General features: G+C 65.9%; 1 protein-coding gene. It reads right to left on the bottom strand.

The window, feature by feature from the left end; genetic code table 11:
* Positions 1 to 121 precede the first annotated feature (121 nt).
* Complete coding sequence (locus tag N7L95_RS03840) at positions 122 to 25,462, bottom strand: Ig-like domain-containing protein (RefSeq protein ID WP_301258500.1); 25,341 nt, start codon at positions 25,460 to 25,462, stop codon at positions 122 to 124.
* Positions 25,463 to 25,712: the final 250 nt, after the last annotated feature.

Here is a 25,712-nt window from a genome sequence, read left to right as displayed (position 1 = left end):
GCGCCGCTGCAGGGTTTTGTAGGCGCTTGGCACAGCCGCCGTGACGGCGGCGCAAAAGAAAGAGGCGGGCCATGGCCCGCCTCTTTGCCCTGGAGCGCCGCCGCAGCACGGCGCCAGGCGCTCAGTCGGTCAACAGCTTGCCGCGGTTGATCAGCTCCTCGATGATCTGCTTGTCGGTGGCTGTGCTCGACAGGTTCATGTCGACGCGCAGGTCCACGTTCTCCAGCACGATGCGCTGGTCGGCCACCGTCGCCGAGTTGGTGCCGGTGAACTTGCCGGTGGAGCTGATCAGGATCTCGGTCTGCCCGCTGCTGATGTTGATGTCGATGAAGCCCGTGAGGTTGCCGGCCGTACCGTTGGGGCTGGCATCGCTGGCAGCGCCCTTGACCTCGCCACTGAGCAGGTCCCGCAGGTCCAGCACATCGCCACCGTTGCTCACCGGGTCGACGTTGAAGTCCTTGATGATGTCGTTGGCGGTGGTGGACGCACTGCCGGCCGTGCCACGGTCGGCCAGCTCCCAGCGGAACACGTCGGCGCCCGCATCACCACGCAGCACATCGTTGCCCGAACCGCCGGTGATGACGTCGGCGCCAGCGCCGCCGCGCAGGGCGTCGTTGTCGTTGCCGCCGTGGATGATGTCGTCGCCGGCACCGCCATAGATGAAGTCGGTGCCGCCCTGGCCGAAGATGCGGTCGTTGCCGGTACCGCCGTTGGCGACATCGGCCACTTCATTGATGTCGGACCTGCTCGAGTAGTAGAGCGCGTAGGTCGACAGGCTGCCGTCGGCGTCGAGCATCAAGCTTTCATCGATCGTCATGAACTGGCGAGTCGAGAGCGTGGTCGTGAGGGCATCGGAGTCGCCCATGTAGATCACGTCGGCACCCGCGCCGGCTTCGACATAGTCGTTGCCTTCCTTGGTGTCGAACACCTGTGAGGTGGTGGCGCTGGCGTCGGTGCCCGAGATGGCCGACACGGTGGTGGTGGCGCCGTGCGTGATGGCCACGCTCAGGCCGGTGCCGCTCTCGCTGACGAAGAAGCTGTCATCGCCGGACTTGCCCAGCATGGTGTCTGCACTGAAGGCCAGTGTGGTGGGCAGGGTGGTGGCGACCACCGTCACCGGGATGCTGATGCTGGAGCTTGCCGTGCTGGCGCTCGACGCTTCGCTGCTGGTGGCCTCCGCGGTCAGCGTGAAGCTGCCGCTGTAGCTGGACGGTGCCGTGACCCGCAGGGACGACAGGTTCCAGCCGCTCACGTTGACCGAAGTGACGCCGCCGCTCGCGGTGAAGGTGTTGCTGCCATCGCTCAGCGTGACGCCCACCGGGATGTTGGAGACACGCACGGCCAGGGTTTCGGAACCATCGGTGTCCGCCAGCGCGGCGGTGATGGGCGCCAGCCGCACGGTGCTGCCTTGCATGCCGGTGTTGTAGGCCACCGGGTAGTAGCCGCCTTCACCGGTGGCGACAAAGGCGCCGTGCTGGCCGCCGAGGGCTTCGACCTGGCCGATGCTGCCGTACAGCGGGATGTTGGCGGTCGACACATCGACCGCCGCCTTGCCGTCGATGCTGACGTTGAGGTCGAAATCGCCCGGGCCGCTGGTGTTGTAGACGAAGAACTCCAGCGAATAGTAGCCAGTGGTGGCCACCGTCATCGCGCCGGTGGAGAAAGTGCCGCTGTCGGCCTGGCCGCCGCCGCCCCAGCGGCCGGAGATCAGCGTGTTGCCGCCAATCTCCAGGCGCACCGTGTCGTCCGCGTAGCCGGTGAAGTTGTAGGTGCGGCCGGCTTCCAGGTAGATGAGGCCTTGCACTTTGTAGGCATCGTCGACCGCGACCGTGATGCGGGCGCTGCCGGTTTCGCCTGCATTGCTGACGGCAGCGCTGCTGGTGGGCACCGCGTTCTCGATGGCGGTTTCCATCGAGTCGGGCGCGCTGCTGCTGCTGGTGGAGCCGATGCCGGGCAGGGCCTTGAAGTAGTCGCGCATCAGGGTGCCGGCGCCGCCTGGCACCAGCACGGTGCCCGGGTTGACGGCCGAGCTCTGCGTGAGCGTCGGTGTGTCGGCCACGGGGGTGATGTTGATCACCGCCGTTTGCGTGCTGCCGGCGGCCGAACCGTCCGTGGGCGTGAAGTTGAAGCGGGCGTAGTCCGACTGCCGGTTGCCAGCGGCGCTGCCGCCGTAGGCGTCGGCGCCGCTTTCGTTGCTGTCTGGCACGAAGCGGAAGTGGCCGGCATCGATGGCTGCCTTGCTGATCACCGAGTTGACGGTGACGGCTGTCCAGGTGCTGCCGTTGGTGGACATCTGCAGCGTGCCGTCGGCCGGCAGGCTGGTGATGGTGATGCCGAGCGTGGTCGCTGCGCTGTCGACGTCCGTCACGCCGAACTGGGCCCAGGTGAGCGTGAGCGGAGTGTCTTCGGTGCCGGTGACGGCCACCGGCGTGGCAACCGGCGCGTCGTTGACGGCGCTCACCGCGATGCTGGCCGTGTTGGGCGTGGCATCGACCAGGCCGAGGTGGTCCTTGGCGGCGTACTGGAAGCTGGTGTTGCCGTTCCAGTCGGCAGTGGGACGGAAGTACAGCGTCAACGAGCCATTGGTGGCGCTGAGGTCGGTGTTGGCGGTGACCACTTGGGTCATGCCGGCATCGAGGTACAGCGTGCCGTTGGCCGGCAGCGCGGAGACCCGGAAGCTGGCCACGGTGCCGTCCACATCGGTGGCGGAGAGGGTGACCGGGATGGTGCTGTCTTCGGCGCCGCTGGCGGTCACGTTCGCGGTGACCGGGGCGTCGTTGACCGCGGTCACCGTGATGGCAGCCGTGTTGGGCGTGGCATCGACCAGGCCGAGCTCGTCCTTGGCGGCGTACTGGAAGCTGGTGTTGCCGTTCCAGTCGGCCGTCGGGCGGAAGTACAGCGTCAGCGAGCCATTGGTGGCGCTGAGGTCGGTGTTGGCGGTGACCGCCTGGGTCATGCCGGCATCGAGGTACAGCGTGCCGTTGGCGGGCAGCGCGGAGACCCGGAAGCTGGCCACGGTGCCGTCCACATCAGTGGCGGTGAGGGTGACCGGGATGGTGCTGTCTTCGGCGCCGCTGGCCGTCACGTTCGCGGTGACCGGGGCGTCGTTGACCGCGGTCACCGTGATGGCAGCCGTGTTGGGCGTGGCATCGACCAGGCCGAGGTGGTCCTTGGCGGCGTACTGGAAGCTGGTGTTGCCGTTCCAGTCGGCGGTCGGGCGGAAGTACAGCGTCAGCGAGCCATTGGTGGCGCTGAGATCGGTGTTGGCAGTGACTACTTGGGTCATGCCGGCATCGAGGTACAGCGTGCCGTTGGCCGGCAGCGCGGAAACCCGGAAGCTGGCCACGGTGCCGTCCACATCAGTGGCGGTGAGGGTGACCGGGATGGTGCTGTCCTCGGCGCCGGTGGCTGTGACGTCGGTGGTGACCGGGGCGTCGTTGACGGCGGTCACCGTGATGGCGGCCGTGTTGGGCGTGGCATCGACCAGGCCGAGGTGGTCCTTGGCGGCGTACTGGAAGCTGGTGTTGCCGTTCCAGTCGGCGGTGGGACGGAAGTACAGCGTCAGCGAGCCATTGGTGGCGCTGAGATCGGTGTTGGCAGTGACTACTTGGGTCATGCCGGCATCGAGGTACAGCGTGCCGTTGGCCGGCAGCGCGGAAACCCGGAAGCTGGCCACGGTGCCGTCCACATCAGTGGCGGTGAGGGTGACCGGGATGGTGCTGTCCTCGGCGCCGGTGGCTGTGACGTCGGTGGTGACCGGGGCGTCGTTGACGGCGGTCACCGTGATGGCAGCCGTGTTGGGCGTGGCATCGACCAGGCCGAGGTGGTCCTTGGCGGCGTACTGGAAGCTGGTGTTGCCGTTCCAGTCGGCGGTGGGACGGAAGTACAGCGTCAGCGAGCCATTGGTGGCGCTGAGATCGGTGTTGGCAGTGACTACTTGGGTCATGCCGGCATCGAGGTACAGCGTGCCGTTGGCCGGCAGCGCGGAAACCCGGAAGCTGGCCACGGTGCCGTCCACATCAGTGGCGGTGAGGGTGACCGGGATGGTGCTGTCCTCGGCGCCGGTGGCTGTGACGTCGGTGGTGACCGGGGCGTCGTTGACGGCGGTCACCGTGATGCTGGCCGTGTTGGGCGTGGCATCGACCAGGCCGAGGTGGTCCTTGGCGGCGTACTGGAAGCTGGTGTTGCCGTTCCAGTCGGCGGTGGGACGGAAGTACAGCGTCAGCGAGCCATTGGTGGCGCTGAGATCGGTGTTGGCAGTGACTACTTGGGTCATGCCGGCATCGAGGTACAGCGTGCCGTTGGCGGGCAGCGCGGAAACCCGGAAGCTGGCCACGGTGCCGTCCACATCAGTGGCGGTGAGGGTGACCGGGATGGTGCTGTCCTCGGCGCCGGTGGCTGTGACGTCGGTGGTGACCGGGGCGTCGTTGACGGCGGTCACCGTGATGGCAGCCGTGTTGGGCGTGGCATCGACCAGGCCGAGGTGGTCCTTGGCGGCGTACTGGAAGCTGGTGTTGCCGTTCCAGTCGGCGGTGGGACGGAAGTACAGCGTCAGCGAGCCATTGGTGGCGCTGAGATCGGTGTTGGCAGTGACTACTTGGGTCATGCCGGCATCGAGGTACAGCGTGCCGTTGGCCGGCAGCGCGGAAACCCGGAAGCTGGCCACGGTGCCGTCCACATCGGTGGCGGTGAGGGTGACCGGGATGGTGCTGTCCTCGGCGCCGGTGGCTGTGACGTCGGTGGTGACCGGGGCGTCGTTGACGGCGGTCACCGTGATGGCGGCCGTGTTGGGCGTGGCATCGACCAGGCCGAGGTGGTCCTTGGCGGCGTACTGGAAGCTGGTGTTGCCGTTCCAGTCGGCAGTGGGACGGAAGTACAGCGTCAGCGAGCCATTGGTGGCGCTGAGATCGGTGTTGGCAGTGACTACTTGGGTCATGCCGGCATCGAGGTACAGCGTGCCGTTGGCCGGCAGCGCAGAGACCCGGAAGCTGGCCACGGTGCCGTCCACATCGGTGGCGGAGAGGGTGACCGGGATGGTGCTGTCTTCGGCGCCGCTGGCGGTCACGTTCGCGGTGACCGGGGCGTCGTTGACCGCGGTCACCGTGATGGCGGCCGTGTTGGGCGTGGCATCGACCAGGCCGAGGTGGTCCTTGGCGGCGTACTGGAAGCTGGTGTTGCCGTTCCAGTCGGCCGTCGGGCGGAAGTACAGCGTCAGCGAGCCATTGGTGGCGCTGAGGTCGGTGTTGGCGGTGACCGCCTGGGTCATGCCGGCATCGAGGTACAGCGTGCCGTTGGCGGGCAGCGCGGAGACCCGGAAGCTGGCCACGGTGCCGTCCACATCAGTGGCGGTGAGGGTGACCGGGATGGTGCTGTCTTCGGCGCCGCTGGCCGTCACGTCGGTGGTGACCGGGGCGTCGTTGACCGCAGTGACATTCACCGTGGTGGTGGCGGTGTTGCTGGTGGTCTGGCCATCGGTCACCGACACCGTGATGGTGCGGGGCGTCGTGGCCGGCGTGTCGCTGTCGTTGGCGAAGGTGATGGCGCGGATGGCGTTCTGGTAGTTAGCCAGGCTGGCGGTGCCGGTGAGCGTGACGACCACCTGGCCGGACGTGACCGACAGGCTACCGGTGACGCCGGACGGCAAGGTGCCCAGGGCCAGCGAGTCACCGGCCTGGCGGTTGCCCAGGGTGATCGTGGCGCCGCTCAGCGAGGTGTGGTCGACATCGCTGAGGCCGAGGTCGATGTCGGCGATGGCAACGCCGGGGGCCTGCTCGGTGTAGGCGACGACGTAGCCGCTGCCGCTTGCACCGCTCGAATTGTCTGCATCCAGGTCAAGCACCGGCGCATCGTTGACTGCCGCGACATTGACCGTGACGGTTGCGGTCTCGGTGTTGCCGCCCGAGCTGACCGTGTAGGTGAAGCTGGTGCTGCCGTTGTAGTTGGCGGTCGGCGTGAAGATGAGCTGGCCACTGGCGTTGAGGCTGACGCTGCCGTTGGCCACGCCGACCGCGGCGCCACCGGCCGTGATGGTGGTGCCATCGATGGCGGTGATGGTGCGGCCGGCGTTCTCGAAGCTGTCGTTGCTCAGCACCGGCAGGGTGATCGTGGTGTCTTCGCTCGCGTTTGCCGTGTCGGCCGTGATGTCGGCCACCGGGGTGAGCGTCAGGTCCACGCTGTCGGTGTCGGTGGTGCTGCCGTCGGAGGTGGTGACACGCAGGCTGACCGTGCCCGTGGCGTCTGCCACCGGCGTGTAGGTCGTGCCGTTGAGTGCGGCGTTGATTGCAGCTGCGCTGCCGACCAGGGTGACGCTGCCCGTGCCGTTGCCGCTCACGGTGACGCCCGAGGTCGCGCCCAGGGTCAGCACGCCGGAGCCGACGCTGAGCGTGGTGGTCAGGGTGGTGCCGGCATCGACATCGGCCACCGTGATGGCATTGCCGTTGGCGGACGAGAACACCCGGGTCTGGTCTTCGGCGAAGCTTTGTGCGCCGGGCAGGGTATTCACGGGGGCGTCGTTGACGGCACCCACGGTGATGTTGGCGGTGGCTGTGGCGGTACCGCCGTGGCCGTCGGACACGGTGTAGGTGAAGGATGCGGCGCCGTTGTAGTTGGCGGCTGGCGTGAACACCACCTGGCCATTGACGAGGGCGACGGTGCCGTTCACCGGGGCCTGCACCGAGATGATGGACAGCTTGTCGCCATCGGCATCGGTGTCGTTGGCGAGCAGGGCTGCGGGGGTGATCACCAGCGGGTTGTCCTCGCGGGTGGTGAAGCTCTCATGCGCCAGCGGCAGGGTGCCGAGGGGGCGGTAGGTGGCGCCGCCGTCGCTGCTGATGCTGGGTTGGAAAACGGCATTGCCGCCCTGGTCCCAGTAGATGATCTCGACCACATGCGCGCCACCGCTCACGGTGAATGCGGCATGGGTGGTCGTGGTGGGGGACTGGTTGTTCGGCACTTCGGCAACGACCACGCCATCGACACGGATGGAGTAACCGTCGTCAGCCAGGACCCGCAGGTTGTACGTGCCGGCTTCGAGTTGAACCGTGCCGCTCATGCGAAGGATGGCGCCCCGACTGTTGGCCGGGTCGAGGTTCAACGACGCCGCGTCACTGCCGAGGAAGGTTTGCAGGGCGTTGTCGCCACCGAGGTTGCCGCTGACGCCACTGTAGTTCACCGTGGTGGCGACGAAGGTGGCATTTGCGGCTCGGGTGGCGATGTAGTCGCGCGCCTCGGCCAGCGAGTCGATGACATCGCTGGAGCTGAGTCCGTTGAACGCGAAGTACTCGCCCCGCAGGCCGGCGAGCGCGGTGGGGCCGTCGACGATGGCCACGGGGGCGTCGTTGACGGGGTTGACGGTCACGTTGACGGTGACGGTGTCGGTGCCGCCCTGGCCATCGTCCACCTTGACGGTGAAGCTGTCGCTGCCGTTGAAGTTGGGCTTGGCCGTGTAGGTGTAGCTGCCGTCCTTGTTGACAGTGACGGTGCCGTTGGTGGGGTCGCTGGCCTTGGTGAAGACGAGGGTGTCGTTGTCGGCGTCCGCGGCAGTGACGGTGCCCGTCAGGATCTGGTCTTCATTGACAGAGACGGTTTGGTCAGTGCCTTCGGGAGCCGGGTTGTTGACGGCCAGCTCGAAGGTTTGGCTGGCAGTCGCCTTGGCGCTGTCCGTTGCCGTGACCGTGATGCGGTACGGGCCGGAGAGGCTGGCATCGGACGACAGGGTGCCAGAGATGACGCCCGTGTTGGCGTCGATGCTCAGCCCTGCCGGCAGGCCGGTGGCGGTATAGGTCAGCTTGTCGCCCGCGTCGATATCGGTGAAGCCGCCAGCGGTGGCGATGGAGACCGGAGCGGCATCGGTGCCCGTGCGGTCAGCCAGGTTGCCAACGATCACCGGAGCATCGTTGCCGGCAGAGACAGTGACCTTGACGGTCAGCGTGTCCACACCACCTTGGCCGTCGTCGACCTTGACAGTGAAGCTGTCGGTGCCGTTGAAGTCCGCCTTGGGCGTGTAGGTGTAGCTGCCGTTGCTGTTGACGGTGACGGTGCCGTTGGCCGGATCGGTGGCCTTGGTGAAGACGAGGGTGTCGTTGTCGGCGTCCGTGGCAGTGACGGTGCCAGTCAGGACCTGGTCTTCATTGACAGAGACGGTTTGGTCTGCGCCTTCGGGAGCCGGGTTGTTGACGGCCAGCTCGAAGGTTTGAGTTGCGGTGGCGTTGGCGCTGTCCGTCGCCGTGACGGTGATGCGGTACGGGCCGGAGACGCTGGCATCCGACGACAGGGTGCCAGAGATGACGCCCGTGTTGGCGTCGATGCTCAGGCTCGCCGGCAAGCCGGTGGCGGTGTAGGTCAGCTGGTCGCCCGCGTCGATGTCGGCGAAGCCGCCAGCTGTGGCGATGGAGACCGGAGCAGCATCGGTGCCCGTGCTGTTCGCCAGGTTGCCAACGATCACCGGAGCATCGTTGCCAGCAGAGACGGTGACCTTGACGGTCAACGTGTCCACACCGCCTTGGCCGTCGTCGACCTTGACAGTGAAGCTGTCGGTGCCGTTGAAGTCCGCCTTGGGCGTGTAGGTGTAGCTGCCGTTGCTGTTGACGGTGACGGTGCCGTTGGCCGGATCGGTGGCCTTGGTGAAGACGAGGGTGTCGTTGTCAGCGTCGGTAGCGGTTACCGAGCCCGTCAGCACTTGGTCTTCCGTCGCGGTGACGGCTTGGTCCGCACCTTCAGGGGCCGGGTTGTTCACGGCCAGTTCGAAGGTTTGGCTGGCAGTCGCCTTGGCGCTGTCCGTTGCCGTGACCGTGATGCGGTACGGGCCGGAAACGCTGGCGTCCGACGACAGCGTGCCAGAGATGACGCCGGTGTTGGCATCAATGCTCAGGCCCGCCGGCAGGCCGGTGGCGGTATAGGTAAGCTTGTCGCCCGCGTCGATATCGGCGAAGCCGCCTGCAGTCGGAATGGAGACCGGAGCAGCGTCGGTGCCCGTGCTGTTGGCCAGGTTGCCAACGATCACCGGAGCATCGTTGCCAGCAGAGACGGTGACCTTGACGGTCAACGTGTCCACACCGCCTTGGCCGTCGTCGACCTTGACAGTGAAGCTGTCAATGCCGTTGAAGTCCGCCTTGGGCGTGTAGGTGTAGCTGCCGTTGCTGTTGACGGTGACAGTGCCGTTGGCCGGGTCGGTGGCCTTGGTGAACACCAGCGTGTCGTTGTCAACATCGGTCGCGGTCACGGTGCCGTTGAGCACTTGGTCTTCCGCCACGGTGACGGCTTGGTCCGCGCCTTCCGGCGCCGGGTTGTTGACGGCCAGCTCGAAGGTCTGAGTTGCAGTGGCCTTGGCGCTGTCCGTCGCCGTGACGGTGATGCGATACGGGCCGGAGACGCTGGCATCCGACGACAGCGTGCCAGAGATGACGCCCGTGTTGGCGTCGATGCTCAGGCCTGCGGGCAAGCCGGTGGCGGTATAGGTGAGCTGGTCGCCCGCGTCGATATCGGTGAAGCCGCCTGCAGTCGGAATGGAGACCGGAGCGGCATCGGTGCCCGTGCGGTCAGCCAGGTTGCCAACGATCACCGGAGCATCGTTGCCGGCAGAGACGGTGACCTTGACGGTCAAGGTGTCCACACCACCTTGGCCGTCATCGACCTTGACAGTGAAGCTGTCGGCGCCGTTGAAATCAGCCTTAGGCGTGTAGGTGTAGCTGCCGTTGCTGTTGACAGTGACGGTGCCGTTGGCCGGGTCGGTGGCCTTGGTGAAGACGAGGGTGTCGTTGTCGGCGTCCGTGGCAGTGACGGTGCCAGTCAGGACCTGGTCTTCATTGACAGAGACGGTTTGGTCTGCGCCTTCGGGAGCCGGGTTGTTCACGGCCAGCTCGAACGTCTGGCTGGTAGTCGCCTTGGCGCTGTCCGTTGCCGTGACCGTGATGCGATACGGGCCGGAGACGCTGGCATCCGACGCCAGCGTGCCAGAGATGACACCGGTGTTGGCGTCGATGCTCAGGCCCGCCGGCAGGCCGGTGGCGGTGTAGGTTAGCTTGTCGCCCGCGTCGATATCGGCGAAGCCGCCAGCGGTGGCGATGGAGACGGGGGCAGCGTCGGTGCCCGTGCTGTTGGCCAGGTTGCCAATGATCACCGGAGCATCGTTGCCAGCAGAGACGGTGACCTTGACGGTCAAGGTGTCCACACCACCTTGGCCGTCGTCGACCTTGACAGTGAAGCTGTCAATGCCGTTGAAGTCAGCCTTGGGCGTGTAGGTGTAGCTGCCGTTGCTGTTGACGGTGACAGTGCCGTTGGCCGGATCGGTGGCCTTGGTGAACACCAGCGTGTCGTTGTCGACGTCGGTCGCGGTCACGGTGCCGTTGAGCACTTGGTCTTCCGCCACGGTGACAGCTTGGTCCGCGCCTTCGGGAGCCGGGTTGTTGACGGCCAGCTCGAAGGTCTGAGTTGCAGTGGCGTTGGCGCTATCAGTGGCGGTGACGGTGATGCGGTACGGGCCCGCAACGCTGGCATCCGACGCCAGCGTGCCAGAGATGACACCGGTGTTGGCGTCGATGCTCAGGCCCGCCGGCAGGCCGGTGGCGGTGTAGGTGAGCTTGTCGCCCGCGTCGATATCGGCGAAGCCGCCAGCGGTGGCGATGGAGACGGGGGCAGCGTCGGTGCCCGTGCTGTTGGCCAGGTTGCCAATGATCACCGGAGCATCGTTGCCAGCAGAGACGGTGACCTTGACGGTCAAGGTGTCCACACCACCTTGGCCGTCGTCGACCTTGACAGTGAAGCTGTCAGTGCCGTTGAAGTCAGCCTTGGGCGTGTAGGTGTAGCTGCCGTTGCTGTTGACGGTGACAGTGCCGTTGGCCGGATCGGTGGCCTTGGTGAAGACGAGGGTGTCGTTGTCGGCATCGGTCGCGGTCAGGGTGCCGGTCAGCACTTGGTCTTCGGCAACGGTAGCTGTCTGATCCGCACCTTCGGGAGCCGGGTTGTTGACGGCCAGCTCGAAGGTCTGAGTTGCGGTGGCGTTGGCGCTATCGGTGGCGGTGACGGTGATGCGGTACGGGCCGGAGACGCTGGCATCCGACGAGAGCGTGCCGGAGATGACACCGGTAGTGGCGTCAATACTCAGGCCCGCCGGCAGGCCGGTGGCGGTATAGGTGAGCTGGTCGCCCGCGTCGATATCGGTGAAGCCGCCTGCAGTCGGAATGGAGACCGGAGCGGCATCGGTGCCCGTGCGGTCAGCCAGGTTGCCAACGATCACCGGAGCATCGTTGCCAGCAGAGACGGTGACCTTGACGGTCAGCGTATCCACACCGCCTTGGCCGTCGTCGACCTTGACGGTGAAGCTGTCGGTGCCGTTGAAGTCAGCTTTGGGCGTGTAGGTGTAGCTGCCGTTGCTGTTGACGGTGACGGTGCCGTTGGCCGGATCGGTGGCCTTGGTGAACACCAGCGTGTCGTTGTCGGCATCGGTCGCGGTCACGGTGCCGGTCAGCACTTGGTCTTCCGTCGCGGTGACAGCTTGGTCCGCACCTTCGGGAGCCGGGTTGTTAACGGCCAGCTCAAAGGTCTGAGTTGCAGTGGCCTTGGCGCTGTCGGTAGCGGTGACGGTGATGCGGTACGGACCCGCAATGCTGGCATCCGACGACAGCGTGCCAGAGATGACACCGGTGTTGGTGTCGATGCTCAAGCCCGCCGGCAGGCCGGTGGCGGTGTAAGTCAGCTTGTCGCCCGCGTCGATGTCGGCGAAACCCCCAGCGGTGGCGATGGAGACCGGAGCAGCGTCGGTGCCCGTGCTGTTGGACAGGTTGCCAACGATCACCGGAGCATCGTTGCCGGCAGAGACAGTGACCTTGACGGTCAGCGTGTCCACACCACCTTGGCCGTCGTCGACCTTGACAGTGAAGCTGTCAGTGCCGTTGAAGTCCGCCTTGGGCGTGTAGGTGTAGCTGCCGTTGCTGTTGACGGTGACGGTGCCGTTGGCCGGGTCGCTGGCCTTGGTGAAGACGAGGGTGTCGTTGTCGGCGTCCGTGGCAGTGACGGTGCCAGTCAGGACTTGGTCTTCATTGACAGAGACGGTTTGGTCAGTGCCTTCGGGAGCCGGGTTGTTGACGGCCAGCTCGAAGGTTTGGCTGGCAGTCGCCTTGGCGCTGTCGGTGGCCGTGACGGTGATGCGGTACGGGCCGGAGACGCTGGCATCGGACGACAGGGTGCCAGAGATGACACCGGTGTTGGTGTCGATGCTCAAGCCCGCCGGCAGGCCGGTCGCGGTATAGGTGAGCTGGTCGCCCGCGTCGATATCGGCGAAGCCGCCAGCGGTGGCGATGGAGACGGGGGCAGCGTCGGTGCCCGTGCTGTTGGCCAGGTTGCCAATGATCACCGGAGCATCGTTGCCAGCAGAGACGGTGACCTTGACGGTCAACGTATCCACACCGCCTTGGCCGTCGTCGACCTTGACGGTGAAGCTGTCGGTGCCGTTGAAGTCAGCCTTGGGCGTGTAGGTGTAGCTGCCGTTGCTGTTGACGGTGACGGTGCCGTTGGCCGGGTCGGTCGCCTTGCTGAAGACGAGGGTGTCGTTGTCAGCGTCGGTAGCGGTTACCGAGCCCGTCAGCACTTGGTCTTCGGCCACGGTGACGGCTTGATCCGCACCTTCCGGCGCCGGGTTGTTGACAGCCAGCTCGAAGGTCTGAGTTGCGGTGGCGTTGGCGCTGTCGGTGGCGGTGACGGTGATGCGGTACGGACCCGCAACGCTGGCATCCGACGACAGCGTGCCAGAGATGACGCCGGTGTTGGCGTCGATGCTCAGGCCTGCGGGCAAGCCGGTGGCGGTATAGGTGAGCTGGTCGCCCGCGTCGATATCGGTGAAGCCGCCTGCAGTCGGAATGGAGACCGGAGCAGCATCGGTGCCCGTGCGGTCAGCCAGGTTGCCAACGATCACCGGAGCATCGTTGCCGGCAGAGACAGTGACCTTGACGGTCAGCGTGTCCACACCACCTTGGCCGTCGTCGACCTTGACAGTGAAGCTGTCAGTGCCGTTGAAGTCCGCCTTAGGCGTGTAGGTGTAGCTGCCGTTGCTGTTGACGGTGACGGTGCCGTTGGCCGGGTCAGTCGCCTTGCTGAAGACGAGGGTGTCGTTGTCAGCGTCGATAGCGGTTACCGAGCCCGTCAGCACTTGGTCTTCCGTCGCGGTGACGGCTTGGTCCGCACCTTCAGGAGCCGGGTTGTTGACAGCCAGCTCGAAGGTCTGAGTTGCGGTGGCGTTGGCGCTGTCGGTGGCGGTGACGGTGATGCGGTACGGGCCCGCAACGCTGGCATCCGACGACAGCGTGCCAGAGATGACGCCGGTGTTGGCATCAATGCTCAGGCCCGCCGGCAGGCCGGTGGCGGTATAGGTCAGCTGGTCGCCCGCGTCGATGTCGGCGAAGCCGCCAGCGGTGGCGATGGAGACCGGAGCAGCGTCGGTGCCCGTGCTGTTGGCCAGGTTGCCAACGATCACCGGAGCATCGTTGCCAGCAGAGACGGTGACCTTGACGGTCAACGTGTCCACACCGCCTTGGCCGTCGTCGACCTTGACAGTGAAGCTGTCAGTGCCGTTGAAGTCAGCCTTGGGCGTGTAGGTGTAGCTGCCGTTGCTGTTGACGGTGACGGTGCCGTTGGCCGGGTCAGTCGCCTTGCTGAAGACGAGGGTGTCGTTGTCAGCGTCGGTAGCGGTTACCGAGCCCGTCAGCACTTGGTCTTCCGTCGCGGTGACGGCTTGGTCCGCACCTTCAGGAGCCGGGTTGTTGACAGCCAGCTCGAAGGTCTGAGTTGCGGTGGCGTTGGCGCTGTCGGTGGCGGTGACGGTGATGCGGTACGGGCCCGCAACGCTGGCATCCGACGACAGCGTGCCAGAGATGACGCCGGTGTTGGCATCAATGCTCAGGCCCGCCGGCAAGCCGGTGGCGGTGTAGGTCAGCTGGTCGCCCGCGTCGATGTCGGCGAAGCCGCCAGCGGTGGCAATGGAGACCGGAGCGGCATCGGTGCCCGTGCGGTCAGCCAGGTTGCCAACGATCACCGGAGCATCGTTGCCAGCAGAGACGGTGACCTTGACGGTCAACGTGTCCACACCGCCTTGGCCGTCGTCGACCTTGACGGTGAAGCTGTCGGTGCCGTTGAAGTCCGCCTTGGGCGTGTAGGTGTAGCTGCCGTTGCTGTTGACGGTGACGGTGCCGTTGGCCGGATCGGTGGCCTTGGTGAAGACGAGGGTGTCGTTGTCGGCATCGGTCGCGGTCAGGGTGCCGGTCAGCACTTGGTCTTCGGCAACGGTAGCTGTCTGATCCGCACCTTCGGGAGCCGGGTTGTTGACAGCCAGCTCGAAGGTCTGAGTCGCGGTGGCTTTGGCGCTGTCCGTCGCCGTGACCGTGATGCGGTACGGGCCGGAGACGCTGGCATCCGACGACAGCGTGCCGGAGATGACGCCGGTGTTGGCGTCGATGCTCAGGCCCGCCGGCAGGCCGGTGGCGGTATAGGTCAGCTGGTCGCCCGCGTCGATGTCGGCGAAGCCGCCAGCGGTGGCGATGGAGACCGGAGCGGCATCGGTGCCCGTGCGGTCAGCCAGGTTGCCAACGATCACCGGAGCATCGTTGCCAGCAGAGACGGTGACCTTGACGGTCAAGGTGTCCACACCGCCTTGGCCGTCGTCGACCTTGACAGTGAAGCTGTCGGTGCCGTTGAAGTCCGCCTTGGGCGTGTAGGTGTAGCTGCCGTTGCTGTTGACGGTGACGGTGCCGTTGGCCGGGTCAGTCGCCTTGCTGAAGACGAGGGTGTCGTTGTCAGCGTCGGTAGCGGTTACCGAGCCCGTCAGCACTTGGTCTTCCGTCGCGGTGACGGCTTGGTCCGCACCTTCAGGAGCCGGGTTGTTGACAGCCAGCTCGAAGGTCTGAGTTGCGGTGGCGTTGGCGCTGTCGGTGGCGGTGACGGTGATGCGGTACGGGCCGGAGACGCTGGCATCCGACGACAGCGTGCCAGAGATGACGCCGGTGTTGGCATCAATGCTCAGGCCCGCCGGCAAGCCGGTGGCGGTGTAGGTCAGCTGGTCGCCCGCGTCGATATCGGCGAAGCCGCCAGCGGTGGCAATGGAGACCGGAGCGGCATCGGTGCCCGTGCGGTCAGCCAGGTTGCCAACGATCACCGGAGCATCGTTGCCAGCAGAGACGGTGACCTTGACGGTCAACGTGTCCACACCGCCTTGGCCGTCGTCGACCTTGACGGTGAAGCTGTCAGTGCCGTTGAAGTCCGCCTTGGGCGTGTAGGTGTAGCTGCCGTTGCTGTTGACGGTGACGGTGCCGTTGGCCGGGTCAGTCGCCTTGCTGAAGACGAGGGTGTCGTTGTCAGCGTCGGTAGCGGTTACTGAGCCCGTCAGCACTTGGTCTTCCGTCGCGGTGACGGCTTGGTCCGCACCTTCAGGAGCCGGGTTGTTCACGGCCAGCTCGAAGGTTTGGCTGGCAGTCGCCTTGGCGCTGTCCGTTGCCGTGACCGTGATGCGGTACGGGCCGGAGACGCTGGCATCGGACGACAGGGTGCCAGAGATGACACCGGTGTTGGTGTCGATGCTCAAGCCCGCCGGCAGGCCGGTGGCGGTGTAGGTCAGCTGGTCGCCCGCGTCGATGTCGGCGAAGCCGCCAGCGGTGGCAATGGAGACCGGAGCGGCATCGGTGCCCGTGCGGTCAGCCAGGTTGCCAACGATCACCGGAGCATCGTTGCCGGCAGAGACGGTGACCTTGACGGTCAGCGTGTCCACACCACCTTGGCCGTCGTCGACCTTGACAGTGAAGCTGTCGGTGCCGTTGAAGTCCGCCTTGGGCGTGTAGGTGTAGCTGCCGTTGCTGTTGACGGTGGCGGTGCCGTTGGCCGGATCGGTGGCCTTGGTGAAGACGAGGGTGTCGTTGTCAGCGTCGGTAGCGGTTACCGAGCCCGTCAGCACTTGGTCTTCCGTCGCGGTGACGGCTTGGTCCGCACCTTCAGGGGCCGGGTTGTTCACGGCCAGTTCGAAGGTTTGGCTGGCAGTCGCCTTGGCGCTGTCCGTTGCCGTGACCGTGATGCGGTACGGGCCGGAAACGCTGGCGTCCGACGACAGCGTGCCGGAGATGACGCCGGTGTTGGCGTCGATGCTCAGGCCCGCCGGCAGGCCGGTGGCGGTGTAGGTCAGCTGGTCGCCCGCGTCGATGTCGGTGAAGCCGCCAGCGGTGGCGATGGAGACGGGGGCAGCGTCGGTGCCCGTGCGGTCAGCCAGGTTGCCAACGATCACCGGAGCATCGTTGCCAGCAGAGACGGTGACCTTGACGGTCAGCGTGTCCACACCGCCTTGGCCGTCGTCGACCTTGACGGTGAAGCTGTCGGCGCCGTTGAAGTCCGCCTTGGGCGTGTAGGTGTAGCTGCCGTTGCTGTTGACGGTGACGGTGCCGTTGGCCGGGTCGCTGGCCTTGGTGAAGACGAGGGTGTCGTTGTCGGCGTCCGTGGCAGTGACGGTGCCAGTCAGGACCTGGTCTTCATTGACAGAGACGGTTTGGTCAGTGCCTTCGGGAGCCGGGTTGTTGACGGCCAGCTCGAAGGTTTGGCTGGCAGTCGCCTTGGCGCTGTCGGTGGCCGTGACGGTGATGCGGTACGGGCCGGAGACGCTGGCATCCGACGACAGGGTGCCAGAGATGACACCGGTGTTGGTGTCGATGCTCAAGCCCGCCGGCAGGCCGGTCGCGGTATAGGTGAGCCTGTCGCCCGCGTCGATATCGGCGAAGCCGCCAGCGGTGGCGATGGAGACGGGGGCAGCGTCGGTGCCCGTGCTGTTGGCCAGGTTGCCAACGATCACCGGAGCATCGTTGCCAGCAGAGACGGTGACCTTGACGGTCAGCGTGTCCACACCGCCTTGGCCGTCGTCGACCTTGACGGTGAAGCTGTCGGCGCCGTTGAAGTCCGCCTTGGGCGTGTAGGTGTAGCTGCCGTTGCTGTTGACGGTGACGGTGCCGTTGGCCGGGTCGGTGGCCTTGGTGAACACCAGCGTGTCGTTGTCGGCGTCGGTAGCGGTTACCGAGCCGGTCAGCACTTGGTCTTCCGTCGCGGTGACGGCTTGGTCCGCACCTTCAGGAGCCGGGTTGTTGACGGCCAGTTCGAACGTCTGGCTGGCAGTGGCCTTGGCGCTGTCCGTCGCCGTGACCGTGATTCGGTACGGGCCGGAGACGCTGGCATCGGACGACAGCGTGCCAGAGATGACGCCGGTGTTGGCGTCGATGCTCAGGCCCGCCGGCAGGCCGATGGCGGTATAGGTGAGCTGGTCGCCCGCGTCGATATCGGTGAAGCCGCCTGCAGTCGGAATGGAGACCGGAGCAGCGTCGGTGCCCGTGCTGTTGGCCAGGTTGCCAACGATCACCGGAGCATCGTTGCCGGCAGAGACAGTGACCTTGACGGTCAGCGTGTCCACACCACCTTGACCGTCGTCGACCTTGACAGTGAAGCTGTCAGTGCCGTTGAAGTCCGCCTTGGGCGTGTAGGTGTAGCTGCCGTTGCTGTTGACGGTGACGGTGCCGTTGGCCGGATCGGTGGCCTTGGTGAACACCAGCGTGTCGTTGTCGGCATCGGTCGCGGTCACGGTGCCGGTCAGCACTTGGTCTTCGGCAACGGTCGCGGTCTGATCCGCACCTTCGGGAGCCGGGTTGTTAACGGCCAGCTCAAAGGTCTGAGTTGCAGTGGCCTTGGCGCTGTCGGTAGCGGTGACGGTGATGCGGTACGGACCCGCAACGCTGGCATCCGACGACAGGGTGCCAGAGATGACGCCCGTGTTGGCGTCGATGCTCAGGCTCGCCGGCAAGCCGGTGGCGGTGTAGGTCAGCTGGTCGCCCGCGTCGATGTCGGCGAAGCCGCCAGCTGTGGCGATGGAGACCGGAGCAGCATCGGTGCCCGTGCTGTTCGCCAGGTTGCCAACGATCACCGGAGCATCGTTGCCAGCAGAGACGGTGACCTTGACGGTCAACGTGTCCACACCGCCTTGGCCGTCGTCGACCTTGACGGTGAAGCTGTCGGTGCCGTTGAAGTCCGCCTTGGGCGTGTAGGTGTAGCTGCCGTTGCTGTTGACGGTGACGGTGCCGTTGGCCGGATCGGTGGCCTTGGTGAACACCAGCGTGTCGTTGTCGGCGTCGGTAGCGGTTACCGAGCCCGTCAGCACTTGGTCTTCCGTCGCGGTGACGGCTTGGTCCGCACCTTCAGGGGCCGGGTTGTTCACGGCCAGTTCGAAGGTTTGGCTGGCAGTCGCCTTGGCGCTGTCCGTTGCCGTGACCGTGATGCGGTACGGGCCGGAAACGCTGGCGTCCGACGACAGCGTGCCAGAGATGACGCCGGTGTTGGCATCAATGCTCAGGCCCGCCGGCAGGCCGGTGGCGGTATAGGTAAGCTTGTCGCCCGCGTCGATATCGGCGAAGCCGCCTGCAGTCGGAATGGAGACCGGAGCAGCGTCGGTGCCCGTGCTGTTGGCCAGGTTGCCAACGATCACCGGAGCATCGTTGCCAGCAGAGACGGTGACCTTGACGGTCAACGTGTCCACACCGCCTTGGCCGTCGTCGACCTTGACAGTGAAGCTGTCAATGCCGTTGAAGTCCGCCTTGGGCGTGTAGGTGTAGCTGCCGTTGCTGTTGACGGTGACAGTGCCGTTGGCCGGGTCGGTGGCCTTGGTGAACACCAGCGTGTCGTTGTCAACATCGGTCGCGGTCACGGTGCCGTTGAGCACTTGGTCTTCCGCCACGGTGACGGCTTGGTCCGCGCCTTCCGGCGCCGGGTTGTTGACGGCCAGCTCGAAGGTCTGAGTTGCAGTGGCCTTGGCGCTGTCCGTCGCCGTGACGGTGATGCGATACGGGCCGGAGACGCTGGCATCCGACGACAGCGTGCCAGAGATGACGCCCGTGTTGGCGTCGATGCTCAGGCCTGCGGGCAAGCCGGTGGCGGTATAGGTGAGCTGGTCGCCCGCGTCGATATCGGTGAAGCCGCCTGCAGTCGGAATGGAGACCGGAGCGGCATCGGTGCCCGTGCGGTCAGCCAGGTTGCCAACGATCACCGGAGCATCGTTGCCGGCAGAGACGGTGACCTTGACGGTCAAGGTGTCCACACCACCTTGGCCGTCATCGACCTTGACAGTGAAGCTGTCGGCGCCGTTGAAATCAGCCTTAGGCGTGTAGGTGTAGCTGCCGTTGCTGTTGACAGTGACGGTGCCGTTGGCCGGGTCGGTGGCCTTGGTGAACACCAGCGTGTCGTTGTCGGCATCGGTCGCGGTCACGGTGCCGGTCAGCACTTGGTCTTCGGCAACGGTCGCGGTCTGATCCGCACCTTCGGGAGCCGGGTTGTTAACGGCCAGCTCAAAGGTCTGAGTTGCAGTGGCCTTGGCGCTGTCGGTAGCGGTGACGGTGATGCGGTACGGACCCGCAACGCTGGCATCCGACGACAGCGTGCCAGAGATGACGCCGGTGTTGGCGTCGATGCTCAGGCCCGCCGGCAAGCCGGTGGCGGTGTAGGTCAGCTGGTCGCCCGCGTCGATATCGGTGAAGCCGCCAGCGGTGGCAATGGAGACCGGAGCGGCATCGGTGCCCGTGCGGTCAGCCAGGTTGCCGACGATCACCGGAGCATCGTTGCCAGCAGAGACGGTGACCTTGACGGTCAAGGTGTCCACACCGCCTTGGCCGTCGTCGACCTTGACGGTGAAGCTGTCGGTGCCGTTGAAGTCCGCCTTGGGCGTGTAGGTGTAGCTGCCGTTGCTGTTGACGGTGACGGTGCCGTTGGCCGGATCGGTGGCCTTGGTGAACACCAGCGTGTCGTTGTCGGCGTCGGTGGCGGTCACGGTGCCGGTCAGCACTTGGTCTTCCGTCGCGGTGACGGCTTGGTCCGCACCTTCAGGAGCCGGGTTGTTCACGGCCAGTTCGAAGGTTTGGCTGGCAGTCGCCTTGGCGCTGTCTGTCGCCGTGACCGTGATGCGGTACGGGCCGGAGACGCTGGCATCCGACGACAGCGTGCCGGAGATGACGCCGGTGTTGGCGTCGATGCTCAGGCCCGCCGGCAGGCCGGTGGCGGTATAGGTGAGCTTGTCGCCCGCGTCGATATCGGTGAAGCCGCTTGCAGTCGGAATGGAGACCGGAGCAGCATCGGTGCCCGTGCGGTCAGCCAGGTTGCCAACGATCACCGGAGCATCGTTGCCAGCAGAGACGGTGACCTTGACGGTCAACGTGTCCACACCACCTTGGCCGTCGTCGACCTTGACGGTGAAGCTGTCAGTGCCGTTGAAGTCCGCCTTGGGCGTGTAGGTGTAGCTGCCGTTGCTGTTGACGGTGACAGTGCCGTTGGCCGGGTCGGTGGCCTTGGTGAACACCAGCGTGTCGTTGTCGGCGTCGGTGGCGGTCACGGTGCCGGTCAGCACTTGGTCTTCCGCCACGGTGACGGCTTGATCCGCACCTTCCGGCGCCGGGTTGTTGACAGCCAGCTCGAAGGTCTGAGTTGCGGTGGCGTTGGCGCTATCGGTAGCGGTGACGGTGATGCGGTACGGGCCCACAACGCTGGCGTCCGACGACAGCGTGCCGGAGATGACACCGGTAGTGGCGTCAATGCTCAGGCCCGCCGGCAGGCCGGTGGCGGTATAGGTGAGCTGGTCGCCCGCGTCGATATCGGTGAAGCCGCCAGCGGTGGCGATGGAGACCGGAGCAGCGTCGGTGCCCGTGCTGTTGGCCAGGTTGCCAACGATCACCGGAGCATCGTTGCCAGCAGAGACGGTGACCTTGACGGTCAACGTGTCCACACCACCTTGGCCGTCATCGACCTTGACAGTGAAGCTGTCGGCGCCGTTGAAATCAGCCTTAGGCGTGTAGGTGTAGCTGCCGTTGCTGTTGACGGTGACGGTGCCGTTGGCCGGGTCGCTGGCCTTGGTGAAGACGAGGGTGTCGTTGTCGGCGTCCGTGGCAGTGACGGTGCCAGTCAGGACCTGGTCTTCATTGACAGAGACGGTTTGGTCAGTGCCTTCGGGAGCCGGGTTGTTGACGGCCAGCTCGAAGGTTTGGCTGGCAGTCGCCTTGGCGCTGTCGGTGGCCGTGACGGTGATGCGGTACGGGCCGGAGACGCTGGCATCCGACGACAGGGTGCCAGAGATGACACCGGTGTTGGTGTCGATGCTCAAGCCCGCCGGCAGGCCGGTCGCGGTGTAGGTCAGCTGGTCGCCCGTGTCGATATCGGCGAAGCCGCCTGCAGTCGGAATGGAGACCGGAGCAGCGTCGGTGCCTGTGCGGTCAGCCAGGTTGCCAACGATCACCGGAGCATCGTTGCCAGCAGAGACGGTGACCTTGACGGTCAAGGTGTCCACACCACCTTGGCCGTCATCGACCTTGACAGTGAAGCTGTCGGCGCCGTTGAAATCAGCCTTAGGCGTGTAGGTGTAGCTGCCGTTGCTGTTGACGGTAACGGTGCCGTTGGCCGGGTCGGTGGCCTTGGTGAAGACGAGGGTGTCGTTGTCGGCGTCCGTGGCAGTGACGGTGCCAGTCAGGACTTGGTCTTCGGCAACGGTCGCGGTCTGATCCGCACCTTCAGGAGCCGGGTTGTTGACGGCCAGCTCAAAGGTCTGAGTTGCAGTGGCCTTGGCGCTGTCGGTAGCGGTGACGGTGATGCGGTAAGGACCCGCAACGCTGGCATCCGACGACAGCGTGCCAGAGATGACGCCCGTGTTGGCGTCGATGCTCAGGCCCGCCGGCAAGCCGGTGGCGGTGTAGGTCAGCTGGTCGCCCGCGTCGATATCGGTGAAGCCGCCTGCAGTCGGAATGGAGACCGGAGCAGCATCGGTGCCCGTGCGGTCAGCCAGGTTGCCAACGATCACCGGAGCATCGTTGCCGGCAGAGACGGTGACCTTGACGGTCAACGTATCCACACCACCTTGGCCGTCATCGACCTTGACGGTGAAGCTGTCAGTGCCGTTGAAGTCAGCCTTGGGCGTGTAGGTGTAGCTGCCGTTGCTGTTGACGGTGACGGTGCCGTTGGCCGGGTCGGTGGCCTTGGTGAACACCAGCGTGTCGTTGTCGGCGTCGGTGGCGGTCACGGTGCCGGTCAGCACTTGGTCTTCGGCAACGGTCGCGGTCTGATCCGCACCTTCGGGAGCCGGGTTGTTGACGGCCAGCTCGAAGGTCTGAGTTGCAGTGGCCTTGGCGCTGTCCGTCGCCGTGACCGTGATGCGGTACGGGCCGGAGACGCTGGCATCCGACGACAGCGTGCCGGAGATGACACCGGTAGTGGCGTCAATACTCAGGCCCGCCGGCAAGCCGGTGGCGGTATAGGTGAGCTGGTCGCCCGCGTCGATATCGGTGAAGCCGCCAGCGGTGGCGATGGAGACCGGAGCGGCATCGGTGCCCGTGCGGTCAGCCAGGTTGCCGACGATCACCGGAGCATCGTTGCCAGCAGAGACGGTGACCTTGACGGTCAAGGTGTCCACACCACCTTGGCCGTCGTCGACCTTGACGGTGAAGCTGTCGGTGCCGTTGAAGTCCGCCTTGGGCGTGTAGGTGTAGCTGCCGTTGCTGTTGACGGTGACGGTGCCGTTGGCCGGATCGATGGCCTTGGTGAACACCAGCGTGTCGTTGTCGGCGTCGGTGGCGGTCACGGTGCCGGTCAGCACTTGGTCTTCGGCAACGGTCGCGGTCTGATCCGCACCTTCGGGAGCCGGGTTGTTAACGGCCAGCTCAAAGGTCTGAGTTGCAGTGGCCTTGGCGCTGTCGGTGGCCGTGACGGTGATGCGGTACGGGCCGGAGACGCTGGCATCCGACGACAGGGTGCCAGAGATGACACCGGTGTTGGTGTCGATGCTCAAGCCCGCCGGCAGGCCGGTCGCGGTGTAGGTCAGCTGGTCGCCCGTGTCGATATCGGCGAAGCCGCCTGCAGTCGGAATGGAGACCGGAGCAGCGTCGGTGCCTGTGCGGTCAGCCAGGTTGCCAACGATCACCGGAGCATCGTTGCCAGCAGAGACGGTGACCTTGACGGTCAACGTGTCCACACCACCTTGGCCGTCGTCGACCTTGACGGTGAAGCTGTCAGTGCCGTTGAAGTCCGCCTTGGGCGTGTAGGTGTAGCTGCCGTTGCTGTTGACGGTGACAGTGCCGTTGGCCGGGTCGGTGGCCTTGGTGAACACCAGCGTGTCGTTGTCGGCGTCCGTGGCAGTGACGGTGCCAGTCAGGACTTGGTCTTCGGCAACGGTCGCGGTCTGATCCGCACCTTCAGGAGTCGGGTTGTTGACGGCCAGCTCAAAGGTCTGAGTTGCAGTGGCCTTGGCGCTGTCGGTAGCGGTGACGGTGATGCGGTACGGACCCGCAACGCTGGCATCCGACGACAGCGTGCCAGAGATGACGCCCGTGTTGGCGTCGATGCTCAGGCCCGCCGGCAAGCCGGTGGCGGTGTAGGTCAGCTGGTCGCCCGCGTCGATATCGGTGAAGCCGCCTGCAGTCGGAATGGAGACCGGAGCAGCATCGGTGCCCGTGCGGTCAGCCAGGTTGCCAACGATCACCGGAGCATCGTTGCCGGCAGAGACGGTGACCTTGACGGTCAACGTATCCACACCACCTTGGCCGTCATCGACCTTGACGGTGAAGCTGTCAGTGCCGTTGAAGTCCGCCTTGGGCGTGTAGGTGTAGCTGCCGTTGCTGTTGACGGTGACGGTGCCGTTGGCCGGGTCGGTGGCCTTGGTGAACACCAGCGTGTCGTTGTCGGCGTCGGTGGCGGTCACGGTGCCGGTCAGCACTTGGTCTTCCGCCACGGTGACGGCTTGATCCGCACCTTCCGGCGCCGGATTGTTGACAGCCAGCTCGAAGGTCTGAGTTGCGGTGGCGTTGGCGCTATCGGTAGCGGTGACGGTGATGCGGTACGGGCCCGCAACGCTGGCGTCCGACGACAGCGTGCCGGAGATGACACCGGTAGTGGCGTCAATGCTCAGGCCCGCCGGCAGGCCGGTGGCGGTATAGGTGAGCTTGTCGCCCGCGTCGATATCAGCGAAGCCGCCTGCAGTCGGAATCGAGACCGGAGCGGCATCGGTGCCCGTGCGGTCACCCAGGCTGCCGACGATCACCGGCACATCGTTGGACGGCGACACCGTCACCCTCACGGTCATCGTGTCGGTGCCACCTTGGCCGTCGCTCACCCGCACCGTGAAGCTGTCGGTACCGTGGAAATTTGCGTTCGGCGTATAGACATAGCGGCCGTCGGCATTCACCACCACACTGCCATGCGCCGGCTCGGCCGTCTTGGCGAAGCTCAGGCTGTCGCCGTCGGCGTCGCTGGCGGTCACCGTCCCGGCCACGGCTTGGTCCTCCACCGTCGTCGCGCTGGCGTCGGCACCGACCGGCGCCACGTTGCCCACCGCGAGTTCAAACGACTGACTGGTCGCCGCGCCGCTGCGATCGGTCGCCGTCACGGTCACGGCATACGGCCCGGCCCCACTCGCGTCGCTGGCGAGCGTGCCGGAAATGACGCCCGTCACCGGATCGATGCTCAGCCCGGCCGGCAAGCCGTCCGCGCTGTAGGCCAGCACGTCGCCGTTGTCGACGTCGGTGAAAGCGGCTCCAGTGTCAAAGCGCACCGCACCACCGTCGACGCCGCTGACGCCGGGCAGGCCACCCACCACGGTGGGACCGTCGTTGGTGCCGGCCACGGTCACGGTCACCGTCGTCGACGAGCCGTTGTTCAAGGCCACAGTGAAACTCTCGGTGCGCACCTCGCCTGCCGCCAGGCCTTGCGCCGATGAGTTGTCCAGCTGGTAGTCCCAGCGACCGTCGCTTGCCACGCTCAGCGTGCCGAGGGCGCCAGCCGTGCGCTGCGGCAGGAATGCCAGGCCCGGATTGTCGGCGTCTGTCGCCGTCAGCGTGCCGCCGGCCGCGAGCGTCAGGTCTTCCTGCACCCCTCCCGTACCGGACGAAATGCTGGGCGCCGTCGCAGTCGGCGTCCCGGTCGAACCGGTGGCGTCGGCCTGCTGCGCCTGGTCAGCAGGGCTTGTTTGCGTCACCGGGAGGTCGGTGCCCGCCGTGTCGGCCGGCGTCTCCAGCGCTGCGGGCGTCACCGATTCGCTCACCCGCTCCACCCGCAGGCCGGGGCCGAAGCCATCGCTCGACCCGTCGCCGCTCAGCCCGGCCGCCGGCGCTTCGTCGGGATTGGTGCCCGCATCCACCGCCGAGATGATGCGGTCGATGTCCGCGGCGGACGCCGGCTCCAGCGCGCGCGCACGATCCGCCGCCTGCGCCGTCTCCAGCCCGTCCAGCGTCAGCGCCTCGCCGCTGCGTGGCACATACACCGCCCCGGCTTCGTCGGTGATCTCCACCCGGCCGTTGTCGGCCACCACCACCACGTCCCCCTCACGGATGACGTCGCCCACCTTCAGCTCCCGCATGCCGCCGTCAGGCAGCCGCAGATACGCCTTGCCGACAATCGCGGAAACCTTGCCGAGCAGGGTGGGGGAGGCGGTGGCCATAAGAACTTCCTTGAGGCAGAAACGCAGGCGGATGCCTGCTGGATACAGTCAGCTACAGAATAGTGAACTTCGCCGCCCCGCAGGGGCTTGCCATCAGCCAGTTTTCGTGATCGGGTCCACGAAACTGGGGGCTTTTCCCGTCGAAACACGGCAGCGCCAGGGATGGAGTCGATGCTGGCGTGCCGTGTTCCGGCGGCAGCGACAAGTTCAGCCGGAAATACGGCGGTTTTCGTGAGATCTTTAGGAAAAC

It is taken from the genome of Eleftheria terrae (assembly GCF_030419005.1).
Taxonomy (GTDB): Bacteria; Pseudomonadota; Gammaproteobacteria; order Burkholderiales; family Burkholderiaceae_C; genus Caldimonas; species Caldimonas terrae.
This window is presented reverse-complemented; position numbering and strand designations above follow the sequence as displayed.